This window comes from Janthinobacterium sp. (assembly GCF_031995485.1).
In the GTDB taxonomy this organism is placed as follows: domain Bacteria; phylum Pseudomonadota; class Gammaproteobacteria; order Burkholderiales; family Burkholderiaceae_D; genus Janthinobacterium.
On the sequence record NZ_DAMAGB010000026.1, the window covers coordinates 1 to 20,610 of the forward strand.

General features: G+C 63.6%; 16 protein-coding genes and 1 pseudogene. 9 read left to right on the top strand and 8 right to left on the bottom strand.

The annotated features are described in order from the left end of the window. Window positions 1–92 (top strand): annotated as a pseudogene (locus RTQ46_RS15175) (zinc-binding alcohol dehydrogenase); the annotation flags it as partial. Window positions 93–99: 7 nt separating this feature from the next. Here RTQ46_RS15175 and RTQ46_RS15180 read toward each other — a convergent pair. Then, window positions 100–1,110, bottom strand: a complete 1,011-nt coding sequence (locus RTQ46_RS15180; protein WP_312437805.1) for a GlxA family transcriptional regulator — start codon at window positions 1,108–1,110, stop codon at window positions 100–102. A 107-nt stretch (window positions 1,111–1,217) separates the two neighbouring features. Here RTQ46_RS15180 and RTQ46_RS15185 point away from each other — a divergent pair, with 107 nt between their 5' ends. The 3 genes from RTQ46_RS15185 (at window position 1,218) to RTQ46_RS15195 (ending at window position 5,446) form a co-directional block, all read left to right on the top strand. Then, window positions 1,218–4,118 carry a polymer-forming cytoskeletal protein gene (locus RTQ46_RS15185; protein ID WP_312437807.1) on the top strand — a complete coding sequence of 967 codons (2,901 nt, stop codon included), beginning with the start codon at window positions 1,218–1,220 and terminating at the stop codon, window positions 4,116–4,118. A gap of 104 nt (window positions 4,119–4,222) precedes the next feature. Further along, window positions 4,223–4,921: a dienelactone hydrolase family protein gene (locus RTQ46_RS15190; protein ID WP_312437808.1), complete on the top strand. Its 699-nt coding sequence runs from the start codon at window positions 4,223–4,225 to the stop codon at window positions 4,919–4,921. Between the two features lie 108 nt (window positions 4,922–5,029). Then, a complete protein-coding gene (locus RTQ46_RS15195) occupies window positions 5,030–5,446 on the top strand; it encodes an SRPBCC family protein (RefSeq protein WP_312437810.1) in 417 nt (138 codons plus the stop codon). Window positions 5,447–5,461: 15 nt separating this feature from the next. On the opposite strand, the gene RTQ46_RS15200 is transcribed toward RTQ46_RS15195, so the two are convergent. Together RTQ46_RS15200 and RTQ46_RS15205 are read right to left on the bottom strand one after the other, a co-directional pair. Beyond that, window positions 5,462–6,832 (bottom strand): VWA domain-containing protein, encoded by a 1,371-nt coding sequence (locus RTQ46_RS15200; RefSeq protein ID WP_312437812.1) that lies wholly within the window; start codon window positions 6,830–6,832, stop codon window positions 5,462–5,464. A 39-nt stretch (window positions 6,833–6,871) separates the two neighbouring features. Next, window positions 6,872–8,497 (bottom strand): M28 family peptidase, encoded by a 1,626-nt coding sequence (locus RTQ46_RS15205; protein WP_312437813.1) that lies wholly within the window; start codon window positions 8,495–8,497, stop codon window positions 6,872–6,874. Between the two features lie 180 nt (window positions 8,498–8,677). Here RTQ46_RS15205 and RTQ46_RS15210 point away from each other — a divergent pair, with 180 nt between their 5' ends. The 3 genes from RTQ46_RS15210 to RTQ46_RS15220 all read left to right on the top strand — a co-directional run bounded on the left by RTQ46_RS15210 (window position 8,678) and on the right by RTQ46_RS15220 (window position 13,987). Continuing rightward, on the top strand, window positions 8,678–9,571 hold the full coding sequence (locus RTQ46_RS15210; protein WP_312437815.1) for an alpha/beta hydrolase: 894 nt from the start codon (window positions 8,678–8,680) through the stop codon (window positions 9,569–9,571). A 201-nt stretch (window positions 9,572–9,772) separates the two neighbouring features. Next, window positions 9,773–11,935 carry a DEAD/DEAH box helicase gene (locus RTQ46_RS15215; RefSeq protein ID WP_312437817.1) on the top strand — a complete coding sequence of 721 codons (2,163 nt, stop codon included), beginning with the start codon at window positions 9,773–9,775 and terminating at the stop codon, window positions 11,933–11,935. Window positions 11,936–12,364: 429 nt separating this feature from the next. Beyond that, window positions 12,365–13,987 carry a methyl-accepting chemotaxis protein gene (locus tag RTQ46_RS15220; RefSeq protein WP_312437819.1) on the top strand — a complete coding sequence of 541 codons (1,623 nt, stop codon included), beginning with the start codon at window positions 12,365–12,367 and terminating at the stop codon, window positions 13,985–13,987. Between the two features lie 76 nt (window positions 13,988–14,063). Here RTQ46_RS15220 and RTQ46_RS15225 read toward each other — a convergent pair whose 3' ends face one another. From RTQ46_RS15225 to RTQ46_RS15240, 4 genes are read right to left on the bottom strand one after another with little or no spacing between them, the layout of a single operon-like run. Further along, entirely contained in the window at window positions 14,064–14,372 is a 309-nt protein-coding gene (locus RTQ46_RS15225; RefSeq protein WP_312437821.1) for an outer membrane protein assembly factor BamE, read from the bottom strand. Then, window positions 14,369–15,157, bottom strand: coding sequence for a hypothetical protein (locus RTQ46_RS15230; RefSeq protein WP_312437823.1), 789 nt, complete (start codon window positions 15,155–15,157; stop codon window positions 14,369–14,371). The genes RTQ46_RS15225 and RTQ46_RS15230 overlap by 4 nt, the downstream gene beginning before the upstream one ends. A gap of 53 nt (window positions 15,158–15,210) precedes the next feature. Continuing rightward, window positions 15,211–15,561: a nucleotide pyrophosphohydrolase gene (locus tag RTQ46_RS15235; protein WP_312437824.1), complete on the bottom strand. Its 351-nt coding sequence runs from the start codon at window positions 15,559–15,561 to the stop codon at window positions 15,211–15,213. Between the two features lie 33 nt (window positions 15,562–15,594). Next, window positions 15,595–17,049, bottom strand: coding sequence for a cytochrome P450 (locus RTQ46_RS15240; protein ID WP_312437826.1), 1,455 nt, complete (start codon window positions 17,047–17,049; stop codon window positions 15,595–15,597). 112 nt (window positions 17,050–17,161) lie between these two features. Between RTQ46_RS15240 and RTQ46_RS15245 the strand changes: the two genes are divergently transcribed. Next, window positions 17,162–18,019, top strand: coding sequence for a helix-turn-helix domain-containing protein (locus RTQ46_RS15245; RefSeq protein ID WP_312437827.1), 858 nt, complete (start codon window positions 17,162–17,164; stop codon window positions 18,017–18,019). A 172-nt stretch (window positions 18,020–18,191) separates the two neighbouring features. On the opposite strand, the gene ilvB is transcribed toward RTQ46_RS15245, so the two are convergent. After that, window positions 18,192–19,949 (bottom strand): biosynthetic-type acetolactate synthase large subunit, encoded by a 1,758-nt coding sequence (gene ilvB, locus RTQ46_RS15250; protein ID WP_312437828.1) that lies wholly within the window; start codon window positions 19,947–19,949, stop codon window positions 18,192–18,194. A gap of 98 nt (window positions 19,950–20,047) precedes the next feature. On the opposite strand from ilvB, the gene RTQ46_RS15255 reads away from it, so the two are divergent. Further along, entirely contained in the window at window positions 20,048–20,509 is a 462-nt protein-coding gene (locus RTQ46_RS15255; RefSeq protein WP_312437829.1) for an Lrp/AsnC family transcriptional regulator, read from the top strand. Window positions 20,510–20,610 lie beyond the last annotated feature (101 nt).

The following is a 20,610-nucleotide window of genomic DNA, read 5'->3' on the forward strand; positions in this document are numbered from 1 at the left end:
TGATCACGCACCGCCTGCCGCTCGAACGCATCAACGAAGGCTTCGACCTGATGAAGAGCGGCGAGTCGATCCGTTCGGTGGTGCTGTACTGATCTCGCCCTAACGCGAGGTGCTGGAGAACCGCTCGCGGTAGTCGCGCGGCGTGACGCCGAGCTTCTTGTGAAACAGGCGGCGCAGCCGTTCCTCGCTGTGCAATCCCGTTTGCGCGGCCACCTGTTTCAATGACGAGACGTTCTCTTCCAGCAAACGGCGCGCCACTTCGAAGCGCGCCGTTTCGATGAATTCGGTCGGGCTGACGCGCGTTTCGCGCTGGAATACGCGCGCAAAGTTGCGCTCGCTCATGGCCAGCCTGGCCGCCAGCCGCGGCACGCTCAGGTCATCGGCCAGGTGCTCCATGATCCATGCCTGCAACTGGCGGATGGTCGGATGCGTCGTCATCTGGCTCGACAGGTGCACGGAAAACTGCGACTGGCCACCGGGCCGTTTCAGGTACACCACCAGGTCGCGCGCCACTTCCAGCGCGATATCGCGGCCGAAATCCTCTTCCACCAGCGCCAGTGCCAGGTCGATGCCGGCCGTCACGCCGGCCGAGGTCCATATATTTCCCTCCCGCACGAAAATCGCATCGGCGTTGACCGCGATCCGCGGATAGCGCCGGCGCAGGCTGTCCACCGCGCTCCAGTGCGTGGCGGCGCTCTTGCCATCGAGCACGCCCGCTTCTGCCAGGAAAAAGCATCCCGTGCACAGTGCCGCCAGCGTGTCGATGCGCGGTGCCGCCTGCGCCACCCAGGCGGCAATCGCCGGTATCTCGTCAAACACGGTTTCCACATGGTGGCAACCGACGATCACGGCCAGGTCGGGCAGGTTGGTGCCGGATAAGGCTTTGCTGGCGTGCAAACTCATCAAGGTATCGGACTCGACCGGTCCTACGGCCGTGGACGCGATGCGCAGGTCATAGCCGCCGGGCAGGTGACGCAGGCGCAGATGCGTGTTGGCATAGTCGAATACCTTCATCGCGCCGATGGCTTCCAGGGCCTTGAAGCCTGGGTAGACGATGATGTCGACGGTGCGCAGCCGGGGCGGGTGGGGAAGCAGGGGCGAATCGGTCATCAGGCGCATGGATACTGGGGGCAGGGCGCCAGCTTAGCATGGAAGGACTGTGCCCCGCATCAACCGATAATGCTGCCCGGAAATGAAAGCGCCTTATAATCGGCGCCATGAAAAACCCTCTGTTCAAGTACATCGCAGTATTCTGGCTGTTGCTGGCCGTGGCGGCCATGGCGCGGGCAGACAATCTCAATTTCAATGGCGGCGCGGTATCGCAGTGTTCGCTCGCAGGAAATCGCTATACGTGTGCGGCGCTCGACATGCCGGACTATAACAACACCATGGTAATTGCCAGCGGGTACACGGTGGTGGTGCCTGGCGCCATTTCCTTCGGTTACAACCACAGCCTGACGATGAGCGGCACGGCGGCCCTGTTCGTCAACGGCGACCTCGATATCGGCAATATCAACGGCGCCAACCTGCGCATTTCCGGCGGCACGCTGACCGCGCAGGGCGGCACCTTCAGCGTCGGGCAACAGGTGCAGACGCTGACGGCCAACGTCAGCGCAGCCAATATACGCCTGGGCAGCGGCTCGAACCTGACGATCACCGGCACCATCACGGCCAGCGGCCTGGTCGATATCGCCTCGCACGCCACCGTCAACGGGCCCGTCACCGGCGCGACCATCCGCACCAGTTCGCCCGTGGTGCTCAATGGCGACGTCACGGCCAGTGTCGCGTTCAACCTCGGTTCGGGCGGGCGCCTGACCGGCAAGCTGACCGCGCCCAGCGTGAATATCGAGCCATCCGATACCCGCGTGTATGGCGACGTGAACGCCTCCAATTCGCTGATCCTTGGGTCCGGCAATTTTATTTCGGGCAATGTCGTGGCCGGCAAGGTCGAGTTGCAGTCGTCGGAAGCGTATATCACCGGCACGGCCCGGGTCGATTCCATCATTCTCGGCTGGCATGGCCGGGTACAGCAGAAAATCACCTGCAACGCCTATACGCCGGCCAACCCCTGCACCTGCGTTACCAACAACAGCGGCTACGAAGCGGGCACCGTGAATGGCCCGTCGTGCGCCGCGCCGCTGGTCGCCGGCCCGCATCATTTCCAGATCACCCATCCGGCCGAAGGACTCAGTTGCGCGCCGGAAAAAGTTACCGTCAAGGCCTGTGCCGACGCCAGCTGCGGCACGGCCTATGTCAATGGCGCCGCAGTCACCGTGCTGCCCGGCGGCGCCACGGCATCGACGGGCAACACAGGCAGCGTCGACAGCACGGTGGCGCAGTACGCAGGCGGTACCGCCACCCTAAGCCTGAGCAGCATTCCCGCCACCACGGGCGCGCTGGTATGCAAAAGCAGCAGCACCGGCAACACCACCAATTGCCAGATGACATTTAATAGCAGCGGCTTGCAGGTCAGCGCCGAACCGCGCTATGCGGAGCAGAGCGGGGTGATATCGATCAGCGCGCTGCAGGCATCGGCATCGAATCCGCGCGCCTGCGTGCCGCTGTTTGCCGGCCTCGATAAAACCATCAGGCTCAAATGCGGCTATGCCAATCCCGCCAGCGGCACCATGCCCGCGCGCATCCAGAACAAGGATGGCGCCTGGGTGGCGCTGGCTGGCAACAGCACCAGCAGCTGCAGTGCCGCAGGCGCCGACGTCGGATTGCGATTCGACGCCAATGGACTGGCCCAGCCGGCCATGCTGTATGCGGACGTGGGACAGCTGGGCCTGACGGCCACCTATGCCTCGACCAGCGGCACCGACAGCGGCCTGGTGATGACCGGCAGCGGCAGTGTGATTGTCGCGCCGGCCAGGTTTGCCTTCAGCACGATCGCTACTCCCCAGCGCGCCGGCCAGGAGGTCACGCCGGTGACGGTTACGGCGCAAAACACGTCGGGCGGCACCACGCCCAATTTCGGCCGTGAAACGGGGACGCCGGTGGTAGTGCTCGCTCATGTTTTCCAGGCGCCAACGTTCGTCAAGGACCAGACCGAACCGAAAGTGGCGGGCACGCTGGTGTTTGCCAACGGCGTGGGCAAGGCCAGCGGCCTGGCGTGGGCGGAGACAGGCACGATCAACCTGACGGCGACCCTGAACACATATCTGGGCGTGACAAGAATCGGCGCAGCCACGCCGCTGGCCACGGGCAGCAGCAACCAGGTGCAATTCATTCCGCACCATTTCCAGACTACGCTTGACCTCGGCAGCGCTTTCCCTGCGCCGTGCGGCGTCCAGCTGGCCTGCCCCGACATGGGCGCCGATCCCCGCTTTGTCTACTCGCGCCAGCCTTTTACATTGACGGTGACGGCACAGAACCTGCAAAACGGCACGACGAAAAACTTCGACAAGCGCGATACGGCGCTGAACACGCGGCAGGTGGCGCTGCTGGCGCGCGACGCGAAAGACACCGCCGATGCGCCGCCAGCGGGCAGCCGCCTGACCGATGGCAGCGCGGCCCAGGCAAGCCTGGCCGGCGTGCCGATGACGGCCTTCACCGACGGCGTGGCGCGCCAGATGCTGGCCTTCCAGTTTCCCAATGCCTATACGAATACGCCCGGCACCGCCGTGCTGGCGCCGCCGACCGGTGTGCTGCTGCGCGCCAGCTTCGCTTATCCGGCTGGCGGCACCGTCACGTCGGCGCCGTCCGCGCAGGGCAGCGAAGCCAGGCTGGCCGTGCTGACCGGCCGCCTGCTGGTGCCGCACAATTTCGGCTCCGAACTGATGCCGATCCGGCTGGCCGTGCAGGCGCAGTACTGGGATGGCGCGCGCTGGCGCATCAACCCGGCCGACAGCGCCAGCACATTCGGCCGGGCCCAGGTGGTGCTGGCCGACTGCATCAAGCAGCTGGTGTGCTCCAGCCTGGTCGTCAATGACCAGCTGTATCTATTCAGTAACGGCGAATTGCTGGGCAATGGGCGGCTGACCTTGCAGCCGCCGCGCGTGGGCGGCAGCGTCAATGTGTCCATCGGCGGCTTGCCCCATCTGCCGTCGACTGTCGGCCGCGTGGTGTTCGGCATTGCGAAATCGGGTCCGGTACTTTACTTGCGCGAAATGTACTGACCCGTGCTTGTCCCCTGTCACAAGACATGGGCGGGCCGGGCGCAGAGCGCCTGAAAAACCAGTAAGATGGCTGTCTGTTTTCACCCAACCGAACTGGAGTCTTCATGAGCATTACCACGCAGTGGATCGATATCGCCGGCCCCGAGGGTACATTCCCCGCCTACCTGGCCGTGCCGCATCTGGGCAAAGGCCCTGGCATTATCCTGTTGCAGGAAATTTTTGGCGTCAACGAGCATATCCGTACTGTGGCCGAGCAGTACGCAGCCGATGGCTACGTGGTGCTGGTGCCCGACCTGTTCTGGCGCGAAGGCAAGCATATCGAGCTGGGCTATGACGAGGCGGGCTGGAAGCGTGCCGTCGAACTGATGCAGGCATCTGACAATGAACACGCGCTGACCGACATCAACGCCACTGTCGCGGCCCTGCGCGCGCGCCCGGAAGTCGAAGGCAAGATCGCGTCGCTCGGCTATTGCATGGGTGGCCGCCTGGCCTATCAGGCAGCAGCTGCCGGCCTGGTCGACGCCGCTGTTGCCTACTACGGTGGCGGCATCCAGAACAAGCTGGACCTGGCCGACCAGGTCAAGGTGCCGCTGCTGATGCATTTCGGTAGCAACGACAGCCATATACCGAGCGAAGCCGTGCAAGCGATTGCCGAACGCTTCGAGCAGCGCGAAGAAGTGGAAATCCATATCTACCCGGGCGCCGAGCATGGTTTCAACTGCAACTACCGCGACAGCTACGACATGCGTTCGTCGGTGCAGGCGCATGGCAATACCCTGGTTTTCCTGTCCGAAAATCTGTAAGCACTTCGGCAGCAAAGCGGCATGGGCGCTAAAATAGCGCCTGTGCCGGGCATCTCCGGCCGGCCGGGCCCCGCGCCCGGCAAACCTGGATGAGGAACCGAATCAAAGATGGCCCAAGTAATTGTTTCTGTAACATTGGCGGCAAGCGCCGAACGCGTGTGGGATTTTATCGGCGGCTTCCAGTCGCTGGCTGAATGGTCGAGCTCGATCAAGACCAGCCTGCCGGAGCAGGGCGGCCGCGTGCGCCGCCTGAAAACCACGGACGGCGCCATCATCGCCGAGCGCCTGCAAAGCTTCAGCGAAGCGGACAAAAGCTACAGCTACACCATCGTCTCCGGTCCGATCCCCGTCAAGAACTACCGTTCCACCCTGCGCGTCACCGGCGAGCCGGGCGCATCGTCGTGCGTGGCCGAATGGTCGAGCCAGTTCGATGCGGCCGAAGGCGTGGAAGAGGTGATGGTCGGCGCCTTCCAGCACCTGTATGAAACGGCGTTTGTCGACCTGAAACGGATCATGGCGATCTGACGCACACTGCGGTCTTTACAGCTCGTAGTTGCCTATCATGTCCTTGCTGCGCGCTGCCTTCAGCCACAGGGGAAACTCCTGCATCATGCGGTCGTACAGCTGGGCTTCCGAAATCTGGCGCAGGTCGTCGATGGCGAAAAAGTTGGCGTTATCGATGTGGCGGCCTTTCAGTTCGTCGAGCTTTTCCAGCGCGCCGTAGCTCGAGCCGCCGATGCCGATGAACTGCCAGAAGATCGGCAGGGTGCTCGACCAGCGGATCAGGAATTCGATTTCCTGGTTGTGCGACACGCCGCCATCGGAAATGAACAGCACGATGACAGGCGTTTTGGCGTCGATGGCGGGGGCAAATCCGTCGGGAAACACTTTCTTCGTCGAGAACAAGCCCTTCTTTTCGGCCACGGCGTCGGGCGGCGTCAGGCCGGAAAAATGCGCGATCACGTCGCGGATCACGGCCGGCTCGTTATTGTGCTGGGAACGCAGGTCGCTCATCCATTTTTCCCAGCCGCCCGCATCCTTTTTTACATAGTTCTTGAAGTTGGCGAACGTGACATTCGACAGCTGCTTGCTTTTGAGCGCAAAGGCCCAGGTTTCCAGTTCCTCGTCGTCATCGAAATGCACGCCGAGCGGAAACACCCGGTTGACCACCTCCTGCACCTGGCCGCTGGTATATTGCGCGTACATCGAACCCGATGCATCGATCACGAAAGCGACTTTGGCGCGCACGCGGTCGAGATTGTTCTTGGCCAGCGAGATGCCGGCGATTTTTGCCAGCGACACCAGTTGCGGCGCTTTCTGTTCAAAGCGTTTTTCCAGCGACACCCTGGCTGGCGCCGCTGCCGGCATCGGTGCCGAACTTGCCTGCGCCGGGGCGGCATTGTCGGCAGCGACGGCGCCGCCAAAGTGCACCAGCAGCGCATCGAGTCCGCCATTGAATCCCTGGCCGTTGACGCCGAGGCGCCAGTCGCCGTCTTTGCGGTAAAGCTCGGCAATCATGATCGCCTTTTCGCCGCTGAAGTCAGCGCCGCTCAGGGCAAATACATGCTCGTCCAGGCGAAACTCAAGGCTGCCCAGTTCGTTCATGGACTGGCTGTGGGCGGGATCGACGGCCGCCGCAAACACCAGCCTGTCGATCTGCACAGGCAGCCGCGACAGCTGCACCAGGAACTGGCTGTCGGGCACATCGGCCACCAGGCGGATTTCTTCCTTCGGCGAGGCCGGCTGGTTGTAGAACACCATATACGCTTCGTCGGACAGCTTGCCGTTCGCATCGAGCCCGAAACAGCTGACGTCGATATGAAACGGCGCCTTGAGCGTACACCTGACGGCGATTTCGGCGGCCACCGTGCCGCTGTCGAGCTTGAGTTTCTGGCCTTTTTGTAATGACATGCTTGTCCTTGTCCGATAATCAATGAGGTATTACTGCCGTCAGCGCTTGACCTTGCCGAACGCTTCGTCCTTGTTCCACACCGGCATGGTCTTGTCGTTCGCCACTTCATAGCCGAGGTTCAGCGTGAACTGCGCCTGCTGCACCATGCCCGACAGATCCCAGGATGGGTTGTACTCGTCCGTCACCTGATGGTAGTCTTTCTTGAACGCAACGAGGCGCGCGCTTGACGCCTTGGCGTCGTTGACGAAGTCGAACGAGCCGTCGCCCGAGAACACGGCCGAGCCCACATTGAAGGCGGGAATGCCGGCCTTGGCAAACGCGAAATGGTCGGCCCGGTAGAACGCGCCGGACAGGTCGGGGATGGCGGGCGCCAGGCGCAGGCCCATGCGTTTGGCCACCTTGCCGGCGCTCGCATACAGGCTGCTGCGCTCGGCGCCGGCCACGCCGATGTCGTGCGTCTTGCCGACAAAGTTCATGCTGTCGAGGTTCAGGTCGGCGGCGGTTTTTGCCAGCGGCCACAGCGGTGCGCGCACCCAGGCGTTGGCGCCCAGCATGCCGGTTTCCTCGCCGGCCGGCCACAGGAAGATCTGCGTGCGGCGCGCCGGCTGCTTGACGGCCACTTGCGCCATCGCCAGCAGGGCCGCGGCGCCCGAGGCGTTGTCGATCGCGCCGTTGTAGATATGGTCGCTGCCGGCCTTGCCGCTGCCGTCGTCGTCCTTGCCCAGGTGATCCCAGTGCGCGGAGTAAATCACGGCCTCGTCCTTGAGCTTGGGATCGGTGCCGGGCACGATCCCGGCCACATTGAATTGCTCGACGGTGCGGATGGTGCTGTTGAGGCTGACCTTGACGGTGGCGTCCAGCTGCACCGGCTTGAAGTCGCGCGTTTCGGCCCGGGCGCGCAGGGCGTCCAGGTCCTGGCCTGCGGCCTGGAACAGCGCGCGCGCCGTGTCTTCCTGCAGCCAGCCTTCCATCGCATTGCCGGTGCCGGCCAGGCTGAAGCGTTCATGGCCGAAACCGTTGGCCGGCACCGACCATGGGTACGAGGCCGACTCCGTCGTGTGGATCAGCAGCACGCCGGCCGCGCCCTGGCGCAGCGCTTCTTCGTACTTGTAGACCCAGCGGCCGTACCAGGTCAGCGACTTGCCGGCAAAGCGGTCCGGTTCGCTGGCGGTCGGCTGCGGATCGTTGACCATCATGATCACCAGCTTGCCCTTCAGGTCGATGCCCTTGAAGTCGTCCCATTTTTCTGCCGGGGCGTCGATGCCATAGCCGGCAAACACCACCGGCGCGTCGAACGCCACCCTGGCCTGGCCGTTCGAGGCGCCAAACACGATGCCCTCGCCAAACTTCGGCGCCAGTGTCTTGCCGCCGGCGGAAAACGTCACTGTACTGTCCGGCAGGGCCTTGCTGCCGACGATGGTCAGGCCCTGGCGATACGTGCCATCCTTCAATGGTTGCAGGCCGATCAGCGCGGCCTGGGTTTCCAGGTAGCGCACGGCCAGGTCGCCGCCGCGCTGGCCGGTGCCGCGCCCTTCGAGCAGGTCGTCGGCCAGGAAAGACAGATGGGCGCGCAGCGGCGCTTCGGCGACGACGGGCAGGGATGGGGCGCTGGCGGCGTTGCCGGACAGTGCCAGGCTGGCGGCAAGGGCGAAAGAGGTACGCATGAGGGTACGCATAAAACAACTCCAAAAATAAGAAAACGGTGCTGCAAAATCGATGCATCGGCAGCAATCTTACTCTATGGATCATATTGCCGGACTGTACTGCGCGGCGTGGCTCAGCCGAATCGGGGCACAATGGATTCGAAGGCCGCCACCCGGCAGGCCATCTCGAAGGAGGCCAGCATGACCGACACAGCAAGCACAATCGAGGGCGTTACCGGCAGCACCTTGCGCACCAGCGACGGCACGACGATCTACTACAAGGACTGGGGCAGCGGCGCGCCGGTGGTATTCAGCCACGGCTGGCCGCTGTCGGCCGACGCCTGGGAAGACCAGATGTTTTATCTGGCCTCGCACGGTTACCGCGTGATCGCGCACGACCGGCGCGGCCATGGCCGCTCCAGCCAGCCGTTCGATGGCAACGACATGGATACCTACGCGGACGACCTGGCCGAGCTGATCAACGCGCTGGACCTGCAGGGCGCCACCCTGGTCGGCCACTCCACGGGCGGCGGCGAAGTGGCGCGCTATATCGGCCGCCACGGCACGGCTCGCCTGTCCGGCGCGGTGCTGGTGGGCGCCGTGCCGCCGCTGATGCTGCAGACGGACGACAATCCGCTGGGCCTGCCAATTGCGGTGTTCGACGATATCCGCAAGGGCGTGCAGGCCGACCGCAGCCAGTTCTTCCAGGACCTGAGCGAGGCCTTCTACGGTTTCAACCGTCCCGATGCCAAGCCGTCGCAAGGACTGCGCGACAGTTTCTGGCTGCAGGGCATGCAGGCCGGCATGCCCGCCGCCTACCTGTGCATCAAGCAGTTTTCGGAAACCGATTTCACGGATGACCTGGCGAAATTCGATATCCCGACCCTGGTGATCCATGGCGACGATGACCAGATCGTGCCGATTGCCGCCTCGGCGCGCCGCACGGCCGAGCTCATCATTGGCAGCCGGCTGCTGGTGTATCCGGGCGCGCCGCATGGCCTGGCCAGCACGCATAAAGACCGCCTGAATGCGGACCTGCTCGAGTTCCTGCGCCATTCCGCCGACGCGCCCACGCTGGCGCCCGAGCACCTGTAGTTCCAGGCAGTTCTATTGCAAAACAGGTAAGGTTGTTTGGTTTATGCACCAATTGCGTGCGGATCGCCGATTTTTCTGCGTTTTGGAGCGCAAAAAACGGCGTTCTGCCGCGCGCTTCCACCCGGTCAGGGCCAGTAAAGAGTAAACTAGCAGATACACTCTTTCGCATTGGGCGATTCGAGCGAACTTGTGAGTGATTTCATGTCTGATACACCAATTTCCTTATTTTCCGACCTCAACCTGAGCGAGCCGCTGATTCGCGCGCTCAAGGACGTCGGTTACGAAACACCGTCGCCTATCCAGGCGGCGACGATTCCATTGTTGCTCAGCAACCGCGACGTGCTGGGCCAGGCGCAAACGGGTACCGGTAAAACCGCTGCCTTTGCCTTGCCCATCCTGTCGCGCATCGATCTGAAACAAAGCTCACCCCAGGCCCTGGTGCTGGCCCCGACACGCGAACTGGCAATCCAGGTTGCCGAAGCGTTCCAGGTCTACGCCGCCCACATTCCCGGCTTCCACGTGCTGCCGATCTACGGCGGCCAAAGCTATGGCCCGCAACTGTCGGCACTGCGCCGCGGCGTGCACGTCGTGGTCGGTACGCCCGGCCGCGTCATCGATCACCTGGACAAGGGCTCGCTCGACCTGTCCAAGCTGAAGACCCTGGTGCTCGACGAAGCCGATGAAATGCTGCGCATGGGCTTTATCGACGACGTCGAACGCATCTTGCAGGAAACCCCGGAAGGCCACCAGACGGCGCTGTTCTCGGCTACCATGCCTTCCGTTATCAAGCGCATCGCCACCACCTACCTGGTCAACCCGGCCGAAGTGACGGTCGCCGCCAAGACCGGCACGGCCGACAATATCCGCCAGCGCTACTGGCTGGTGTCGGGCATGCACAAGCTCGACGCACTGACCCGCATCCTGGAAGCGGAAGCGTTTGACGGCATGATCATCTTTGCCCGCACCAAGCTGGGTACGGAAGAGCTGGCAGGCAAGCTGCAGGCGCGCGGTTTCTCGGCGGCCGCCATCAACGGCGACATCCAGCAGGCACAGCGCGAGCGCACCATTCAGCAACTGAAAGACGGCAAGATCGACATCCTGGTCGCCACCGACGTGGCCGCGCGCGGCCTGGACGTCGAGCGCATCAGCCACGTGGTCAACTACGACGTGCCGCACGATCCGGAAAGCTATACCCACCGTATCGGCCGCACCGGCCGTGCCGGCCGCAGCGGCGAAGCGATCCTGTTCATCACCCCGCGTGAAAAGAACCTGCTCAAGGCCATCGAACGCTCGACGCGCCAGCCGATCGGCATGCTGGAACTGCCAACGATTCAAGCCGTCAACGACGTGCGCATCGCCAAGTTCAAGGAACAGATCAGCGAAACGCTGGCGCTGGGCGAACTGGAACAGTTCCAGTCGCTGATCGAAGACTTCGAGCGCGAACAGAATATCCCGGCCATTGAAATCGCCGCCGCGCTGGCCAAGATGGCGCGCGGCAATACGCCGCTGCTGCTGGACAAGAACAAGGCGCGCGAACAGGCGACCTGGCAGGATGACCGTCCGGTACGCCAGGACCGTTTCGAACGCAACGACCGTCCGGAACGCGGCGACCGCTTCGATCGCAACGAGCGCAGCGACCGTGGCGAGCGCCCGGCCTTCCCGAAAAAGGAACGCATCTCGCGTCCGGCCGATGCCGGCATGCAGACCTTCCGTATCGAAGTGGGCCATCAGCATGGCGTGAAACCTGGCAATATCGTCGGCGCCATCGCCAACGAAGCGGGCATCGATTCGAAGAACATCGGCCGCATCGAAATCTACGACGACTACAGCGTCCTCGATTTGCCGGACAGCATGCCGAAAGAATTGCTGGACCAGCTGAAAACCGTGTGGGTGGCAGGTCAGCAACTGCGTATCAGCCGTGACGGCGACGCGCCTGACCTGGCGCCGGCGGCCGCACCGCGCAAGCCGTTTGCCGCCAAGGCCGCGCCAGCGTTCAGGGATGCCGCGCCGGAAAGCCCGGCTGCGGGCGACGCTCCGGTGCGGGCACCGAAGAAAGAGCGTCCGCGTCCGGGCGTGACGGCCTACCGCATCGAAGTGGGCCGCGAACACGCTGTGACGCCAAGCAATATTGTCGGCGCGATTGCCAACGAAGCGAACCTGGAAGCCAAGCATATCGGCCGCATCGATATCTTTGATACGCACAGCGTGCTGGACCTGCCGGAAGGCATGCCGCCGGAGATTCTCGATCACCTGAAAACGGTGTGGGTATCCGGCCAGCAACTGCGCATCAGCCTCGACGACGGCACCTCGGAGCGCAAGCCTGCGCCACCGCGTCCGAAGTCGCCGCGCAAGACGTACAAGTAATCCGCGCTGGCGGATGAATAGAAGGCGCCTTCGGGCGCCTTTTTTGTCTCCAATAGGCAACATTAATTTCTAAGTTGCAATCATCTTCAGCAGGCCTTCGCCGAATAAGTAGTCTTACTTGCGGTTAGAGACCTGACATGTCCCTTTGGTAATGCCTGCCTGTAATTGGCAGGCATCGCCGCGCATTTATCGCCGTATTTGAATTTTGCTATCGAATCAATAATGATTGCCAGCTGATCGATTATTATTTTGAATGTAAATAAAATCAATTAAATTAAATAAATGAACATGATAGTTCATCAACTGCATGATGTTTATGTTATTCCTTTTCTGGCGTCAAGTCCTGCTCCACGGTATGGCGGGCAGGCTTGATGTGGTATATTGTTTTTATAATTTTGCTATGCTATTTAAAAAAACAAGGGAGCGACGATGCGGTTGAATACACCTGTCACGCAAAAGGAATATATATTAAATGATGGCATGACCATTGTTTCCACCACGGATTTACAGGGAAACATTAACTATGCCAATCAGTATTTCATTGAAGTGAGCGGCTTTTCGGAAAACGAATTGCTCGGTGCGCCGCAGAATATCCTGCGCCACCCCGATATGCCGGCCGAAGCGTTTGCCGACCTGTGGAACACCATCCAGAACGGCATGCCGTGGACCGGCCTGGTCAAGAACCGCTGCAAGAATGGCGACTTTTACTGGGTGCTGGCCAACATCACGCCGGTAATCGAAAACGGCCGCCCGGTCGGCTACATGTCGGTGCGCACCAAGCCTACGCGCGAGCAGGTGGCCGAGGCGTCGGCGCTGTACCAGGGTTTTAAAGACGGCAATCCAGCGCGGCTGGCCTTCCGCAATGGCCGCATCGTTGGCCAGGGCCTGGGCGCCAGGCTGAAAGCGCTGAGCCAGCCGAATCTGACGCAGGGCATGGCCGTCAACGCCATCTTTTTCTGCGTGGCGATGGCCGTGCTGGCAGGCGCCGTCTGGAATATCGACAGCAACACTCAGGCTGCCACGCGCGGCTGGCTGATCGCGCTGGCGGCGACCGCTTCGGTAATCATGCTGGTGTTCTGGGCATACCTGCACAATTCCATCGTGCTGCCGCTGAATGACGCGGTCATCATGGCGCGCAAGATGGCCGGCGGCGACCTGACCGGCGTGATCGACAAGGTGCGCGACGACGACATGGGCCAGCTGATGGCGGCGCTGCGCCAGACCAATATCAACCTGCACAGCATTATCGGCGACGTGCGCGCCAATTTCGAGGACATCCGCGTGACCACGGCCGAGATCGCCACCGGCAATATGGACCTGTCGAGCCGCACCGAATCGCAGGCGTCGAGCCTGGAGCAGACGGCGGCCAGCATGGAGGAACTCACGTCAACTGTGCAGAACAGCGCCGATCACGTTGCCACCGCCAACGACCTGGCGCTGCAGGCGTCCGGCGTGGCGGCCAAAGGCGGCAGCATCGTCACCGAAGTGGTGACCACAATGGACGAGATCAGCAGTTCGTCGCGCAAGATTCTCGACATTATCGGCCTGATCGACGGCATCGCTTTCCAGACCAATATCCTGGCCCTGAACGCGGCGGTGGAAGCGGCGCGCGCCGGCGAACACGGACGCGGCTTTGCGGTGGTGGCGGGCGAAGTGCGCAGCCTGGCCCAGCGTTCGGCCACGGCGGCCAAGGAAGTGAAAAACCTGATCGACCATTCGATTGCCACCGTCAATGCCGGCACCATCCTGACCGGCAATGCCGGCGCCACCATGAAGGAAGTGATCGCTTCGGTGGCGCGCGTGACGGAAGTCATGGACGAGATTTCATCGACCACGCGCGAACAGAACCAGGGCATCGGCCAGGTCAACCAGGCAGTGATCCATATGGACGGCATCACGCAGCAGAATGCGGCGCTGGTCGAGCAGGCGGCAGCGGCGGCCACCAACCTGGCGCAGCGCACCGACAGCGTGGCCAAGTCGCTGTTCGTGTTCAAGCTGAAACATGCGCCAAAGCGCAGGGCGGCGGCTTCGCGGGCGCTGGCTGTGCGGTAATTTTAACCCGCAACAGCTGACAGTGCCGGGGTCGTACGCTCAGGGTCCGACCTCAGTCTCTGCCGTTGGGTCAAGCTTATTTGGACAGCTTATAAACCCCACCCCTGCGCACCTTCTTCACCACCCCGTCGGCGCCAAACAGAATCACATATTCTCCGCCTGCCTGCGAGCCATCGGGGTAGGTATACATCCACACCTCATTGCCGCTGTCAAAACGGATCGAGGTGCTGTCGCCGAGCGCGGCGCGTACCTGGTCGCGCGTGCTGCTGCCCACTTGCACGGTCTGTTCCAGCGTGGCCTGCGGCACGGATTTGCTGGCCTGCAGGGCGCGCGTGCCGGAGCAGGCGGCCAGCGACAGCAGCGCGGGTATCATCAGCCACTTCATGGCGCCACCTCATCCATGTAGTCGAATTCCAGCAAGGTATCGTCGGGCCAGCTCTGGTCCCACAGCGGCGCGTAGTAGCTGCGGTCGAGCAGGACCTGGCAATCGCAGTAGGGCAGCGAAGCAGGGGTCTGCTCGCCGCCCGCATACAGCATCTTGAACGGCAGGGCGACGCGGCGTTCGCCATGCACCAGCGTCACGCCCAACAGCGGGCGGTCGGTAAAGAACAGGTAGTTGCCGTCAGGCTCGGAGCAGACCTTGTCAGTGCTGTACAGCATGCTCGACAGCCAGGAAATAATCGCCGGATCGTTCGAGATCAGGCCCGAATCCATGCCGGTACGGCACTCCAGGCGCAGGTCGCCCAGGCGCCGCGTGCCGGGCGGCAGGCCGGGAGTCAGCACTTGCGCGCGCCAGCTCATGGTAGTGGCCTTGCGGTTGGCGATCAGCACGGCATCTTCGCGCAGCGCCTGCTCGTTGCGCACCGGAGCAAAGCTGTTGTCTTCAGACAAGGGCAGCGGCACGCTGACGGTGTCGCCGGCAATGCGCAATTTGACGCCCTGCATGTCGACGCCGGGCTGGCGCGGCAGCAGCCGGAAACGCAGGCTGGCCTGTGGCGCCAGTGCATGGTCGCGCTCGAAGCGGTCCACGCCCTGCATCATCTTGCGGTAGGACTTGTCGACCGGGTCGCGCGTGGCGCCGACCTTGACTTGGGGCACGGCATCGGTCTGCGCCAGCGCGGGCGCGCATGGCAACAGGGAAGTCATCAGTAGCAGAATAGGAATACGCATGGTTCGATGCTACGCCAATTTGCACATTGACCACGCACGGATGGGCGGCGAGCTCAGTAGTCCGAATATTTGCGCGCGTCGCCGCGCACCTGGTCCACCGGATATTTCTCGGCGTTCAAGACCATCTTTTCCAGCACGGCCGCATGCAGGTCGACGCCGCTCTTGTCGGCCAGGCGCACCAGGTACATCAGCACGTCGGCCAGTTCATGGCGGATGCCCGTGCGTTTGGCCTCATCGAGTTCCGCGTCCGCGCCGGTGGGCAGCCACTGGTAGTGCTCGACCAGTTCGGCCACTTCCACCGACAAGGCCATGGCCAGGTTTTTCGGCGTATGGAACTGGTCCCAGTCGCGCTCTTGCGCAAACGCGGCCAGGCGCGCGCGGATGTCCAACAGGCTGTCGTTCATGATGGTGGCAAGGTGAAATAAAAGCCGATGGTATCACCGTGGCGGCGCCAGCCGCAGCGACAGGCCCACCGGCGACATGACAAAACCCATCAGCTCCTGCGCCTCGCCGCCGTCCGGGGTATCGACGCCGGCGATATCGAAGCTGCCCAGCAGCATGGCCATGGCGATCTTGATTTCCAGCAGCGCCAGATAGCGGCCCGGGCAGGTGCGCAGGCCCGAGCCGAACGGCATCGCGGCGCGCCTGTTGCTGGCTTCCTGTTGGCCAGCATCGAGCCAGCGTTCGGGCCTGAATGCCTGCGCGTCGGGAAAGTGCGCGTCAGACACCGTATCGTGGCGCAGCACGCACCACACCACGCTGCCGGCCGGCACGGCCACGTCGCCCACCACCGTGTCGCGCAAGGCTTCGACCGGCAGGAAGGGCGCCACCGGTTTCAGGCGCATCGCCTCGCTGGCGCAGGCGCCCAGGTAGTCCAGCTGGTCCATCTGTTCGATGGTAAAACCGGCCGCGTCTGGCGCCACGCGCCGCACTTCCTCGCGTACCCGCGCCAGTGTCTGCGGGTGGCGCTGCAGCAGATAGATCATCCACGAAATCGTGTTGGCCGTGGTGTCTTCGCCGGCCAGCAGCATGGTCAGCACATTGCCGGCCACGGCACGGTCATTGACGCCGCTGCCTTGCTCGTCGGCAGCGGCGATCATGGCTTCGAGCAGGTTGGGCGGGCGCACGCGGCGCGCCGGGTCCTGCGCCATGCGCGCGCGCGCCTGTTCCACCAGGCCAGTCACGGCCACGTCGAGCGCCGCCACGTCGCGGTCCAGCCGCTTGTCGGCCGGCAATTTGAAGTAGCGCCAGTAGGGCACCATCGACAGGCTGCGCCGCGCCACGGCAGGCAGGATCGCATCCATATGGCGCTGGATCACGTCTTCGCCCGCTTCCAGCGTATTGACCTCGGTGCCGAACGCCAGGCCGGCGATGATGTCGACCGTATAGCGCTTCAGGTCGCCGTCGAGATCGATGGCTTCGCCCCGGCTGGCCGCACCGTGCCAGCGCCGCTGCAGCCGCTGCGCCACCGACACCAGCGACGGAAAGTAGGCCTTGATGGCGCCGGGCGCCATGCCGGCCATCACCATGCGGCGCTGGTTGCGCCACTCGCTGCCTTCGGCCAGGAACAGGCCGGGAATGCCGCCCATTTCCTCGGACACAATGTAGCTGCTGAGCGGGCGCCGGAAGCCATCGGGGCGGTCGCGCAGGATGGCGGAGACCGCTTCGCTGTCGGCCACCACCAGCACCAGCGTGCGGCCAAACCAGGCGCGCATGAACGGGCCGTAGCGGCGTACCCAGCCTTCCACGTCGCGGTGGATGCGCGGCAGTTTCAACTGGAAACTGTTGCCGAAGAAGGGCAGGGCAAATGGCCCCGGCAAGTGGCGGATCTGGCGCAGCGGCTGCTTGATGCCAGCCGGGGCCGGCGTGGCGGTTTGGTCGAGCGGTGGCATGCGAACTCCTCGTGGCGAGAGACAATGACCAGACTGTAACGCGCCTGCCATCGCACGTCTTGAACGTATACGACATCGCGCAACCAGTCCGATTCTCGTTACAATCGTTGCCATGTCTACCGCCACCACCCCCGTCACGCGCCTGATCGCGCCGCGCCTGGCGCTCGCTTCCTGCGTGCGCGCCTTTCTCGTGCGCGACACCACCGCTTGCGCGCCGCTGCCGCCGGCACAGCGCCTGAACCGCTTTCCGGCCGCGCCCATGTGCAGCATCAGCTGGACGGTGTCGGGCGAGCTGGAAGCGGCCGCGCCGGGCTTGACGCTGGCGGACGTGCGCATGCCGCCGGCGCTGTTTGGCGGTCCGCGTTCGTATCCGCTGGTCAGCTACAACCCCGGTCCCGTGCACTCGTTTATCGTGATGTTCTATCCGGCCGCGCTGCATGCCTTGACGGGCGTGGCGATGGGGCCGCTGCTTGACCAGTTCCGCTCGCTGGACGAGCTGTTCGATGCCGACTGGAACGTGTTGTCGCAGGCCGTGCTGGCCGCGCCCGACGACGAGGCGAGGGTGGCGCTGGTGGAAGCGTTTCTCGCGCCGCGCTGGCAGCTGGCGCGCCAGCAGGACGACCATCCCGCCAGCGCCATCCACGACTGGGTGCGGCGCCTGGGCGTGCAGGCGGCGTCGAACGGACTGGCCAGCGGCGCGCGCAATGTCGAGCGCCGCATCAAGACCTGGGCCGGCCAGCCCATGCGCACCCTGCGCCGCATGCGCCGCGCCGAGCAATTGTTCCTCGACGAGCGCGATGCCATGCTGGAAGGCAAGGTGTCGTGGTCCGACCTGGCGGCGCAGGGCGGCTATGCCGACCAGGCACATTTTTGCCGAGAGACAAGGGAGATTACGGGCTTGAGTCCGACGGAATTGGCGCGCGCCAGCCGCGATGATGAAAGTTACTGGATTTATCGGATCTGGGCGTGATGCGCCAGCCCTTGTCGGGCGGGCCAACCATGGTGTCGGATGACGCGGGGCTGCGCCAACCCTCGTTGGCCGGGCCAACCATGGTGTCGGATTACGCGGGGCTGCGCCCCGCTAATCCGACCTACGCTGCAGGAGGGGCAGGATGGGCAGGTCGGATTAGCGCGCCAGCACGTCATCCGACACCACCGGCGACGCCAGCAAGGTTGTCCGCGTACACCGTCCCTTTGGCCAAGGTAATCTGCTGATGCCCCGCCCCCGGCGCCATCATGGGAAAGCAGTTCTCTTCGCCATGCACGCGCACATCGAGAAAATACGGGCCGTTTGAGGCCAGGCATGCGGCCAGCGCCGCGTCGAGTTCCCCGCGATGCTTCACCGTGCGCGCCTGCCAGCCGAATGCGCGCGCCAGCGCGACGAAGTCGGGCAGCGCTTCCGTGTAGCTGTGGCTGTAGCGCCCGCCATGATGCAGTTCCTGCCACTGGCGCACCATGCCCATGTAGCCGTTGTTCGACAGCACCACCTTGACGGGCAGGCGGTGCTGCACGGCGGTGGCCAGTTCCTGGATATTCATCAGGATCGACGCATCGCCGCTGACGCACACCACGCGTTTAGCGGGGTGCGCCACCTGCGCGCCGATGGCGGCCGGCAAGCCGTAGCCCATGGTGCCGGCGCCGCCCGAGGTCAGCCAGCGTCCGGGCCGCTCGAAGCGCAGATGCTGGGCGGCCCACATCTGGTGCTGGCCGACATCGGTCGAGACGATGGCGTCCCATCCCGCCAGCGCCGCCTGCAGGCGCTGCATCAAGGCCTGCGGCGCGATCACGCCGGGCGTGTCCTCGAACGCCAGGCAATGTTCCGCGCGCCAATGGCCGATCCGTTGCCACCATGGCGCCAGGTCTGGCAGGGGACGCTCGCGCAAGCGGTCCAGCAGGGCGGCCAGCACCGGCGCGCAATCGCCGCGCAGGGCCACGTCGGCGCGCACCACCTTGTGGATCGAGGCCGGGTCGATATCGAGATGGATCACCTTGGCGTGCGGACAGAAGTCGGCCAGCCTGCCCGTGACGCGGTCGTCAAAACGGGCGCCCACGCAGACGATCAGGTCCGCATGGTGCATCGCCAGGTTCGCCTCCAGCGTGCCATGCATGCCCGGCATGCCGAGAAACTGCGGGCTCGATGCCGGATAGGCGCCCAGCCCCAGCAAGGTGAGGGTGCAGGGCGCACCGGCCAGGTCGACCAGCGCACGGAAACTGGCGCAGGCGGCCTCGCCGGAATTGATCAAGCCGCCACCGCCATAGAACATGGGCTGGCGCGCGCCGGCGATCAGCTGGGCAGCCGCTTCCAGGTCGCACATCGCAGGCGAGCGCGCAGGAAGGTACGCAAGCGGCCCCGGTGGCTGGCTGTGGGAAACCGCAGCCAGTTGCAGGTCCTTGGGGAAATCGATCAGCACCGGCCCGGGCCGTCCCTGGGTGGCCTGCGCATGGGCTTCGCGCAGCACCGCCGATATTTCTTCTGCGACACGAATCTGCCGGTTCCACTTGGTGACGGGGCGCGAAATGCCGAGCGCATCGCATTCCTGGAAGGCATGGGTGCCGATCGCCGTGGTGGCCACCTGGCCGCTGATGCAGATGACGGGAATCGAATCGCACAGTGCGTCGAGCAGGCCGGTGGTGGTGTTGCTCATGCCGGGGCCGGAGGTAACGAACACCACGCCGGGCCGGCCGGTGCTGCGCGCATAGCCTTCGGCCGCGTGCACGGCGGCCTGTTCGTGGCGCACGAGGATATGGCGCAGGCGCGGCTGGGCGTGCAGCGCGTCGTACAGCGGCAGCACGGCGCCGCCGGGGTAGCCAAACACGGTATCGACGCCGAGCGCCAGCAGGGTGTCGATCAGCAGGCTGGCGCCAGTGCTGGTGGGGAGGGGAGGGTGAGATGTTTGCATGTCTTATTTTCTGCCGCCTGCCGCAGAAAAGGTTGCTGCTTTTCTCGTCTAAAATCAGTGTTTCAGCAAAATTTGCTGCCAAAAACTGAAAGTACAGCATGAAACTCGATAAATTCGATCTCGCCATCCTGGCCGCCCTGCAGCACGATGCGCGCATCAGCCTGCAGGAACTGAGCAGCAAGGTGGGCCTTACGTCATCTCCCTGCTGGGCCCGCATCAAGCGCATGGAGGAAGACGGCGTGATCGAAGGCTATACGGTGCAGGTCAATGCGGCCAAGGTCGGCCTGGCCGATACCGTGATCGTGCAGGTCACGCTGGACGATCATTCGGACCAGGCGCTGTTCGAATTCGGCCATGCGCTGGCGCTGATTCCGGAAGTGCTGGAAGCCTTCCTGGTGTCGGGCGACTATGACTATTACCTGCGCATCGCGGTCAGCGACACGCGCGACTACGAGCGCCTGCTGCGCGAGCGGCTGTATAAAATTCCCGGCATCCGCCACAGCAAATCGAGTTTCGTGCTGCGCCAGCTCAAGCACAGCCATTTGCCGCTGCAGCGTTGACCGCATGGCAAAGTGTTGTAATGAAGACACGGGATGAAAAAATCTGTTGCCATAGGGGAAACAGAAGAAAGTTTCGGTTGATTCGATAAAAAATAAATATA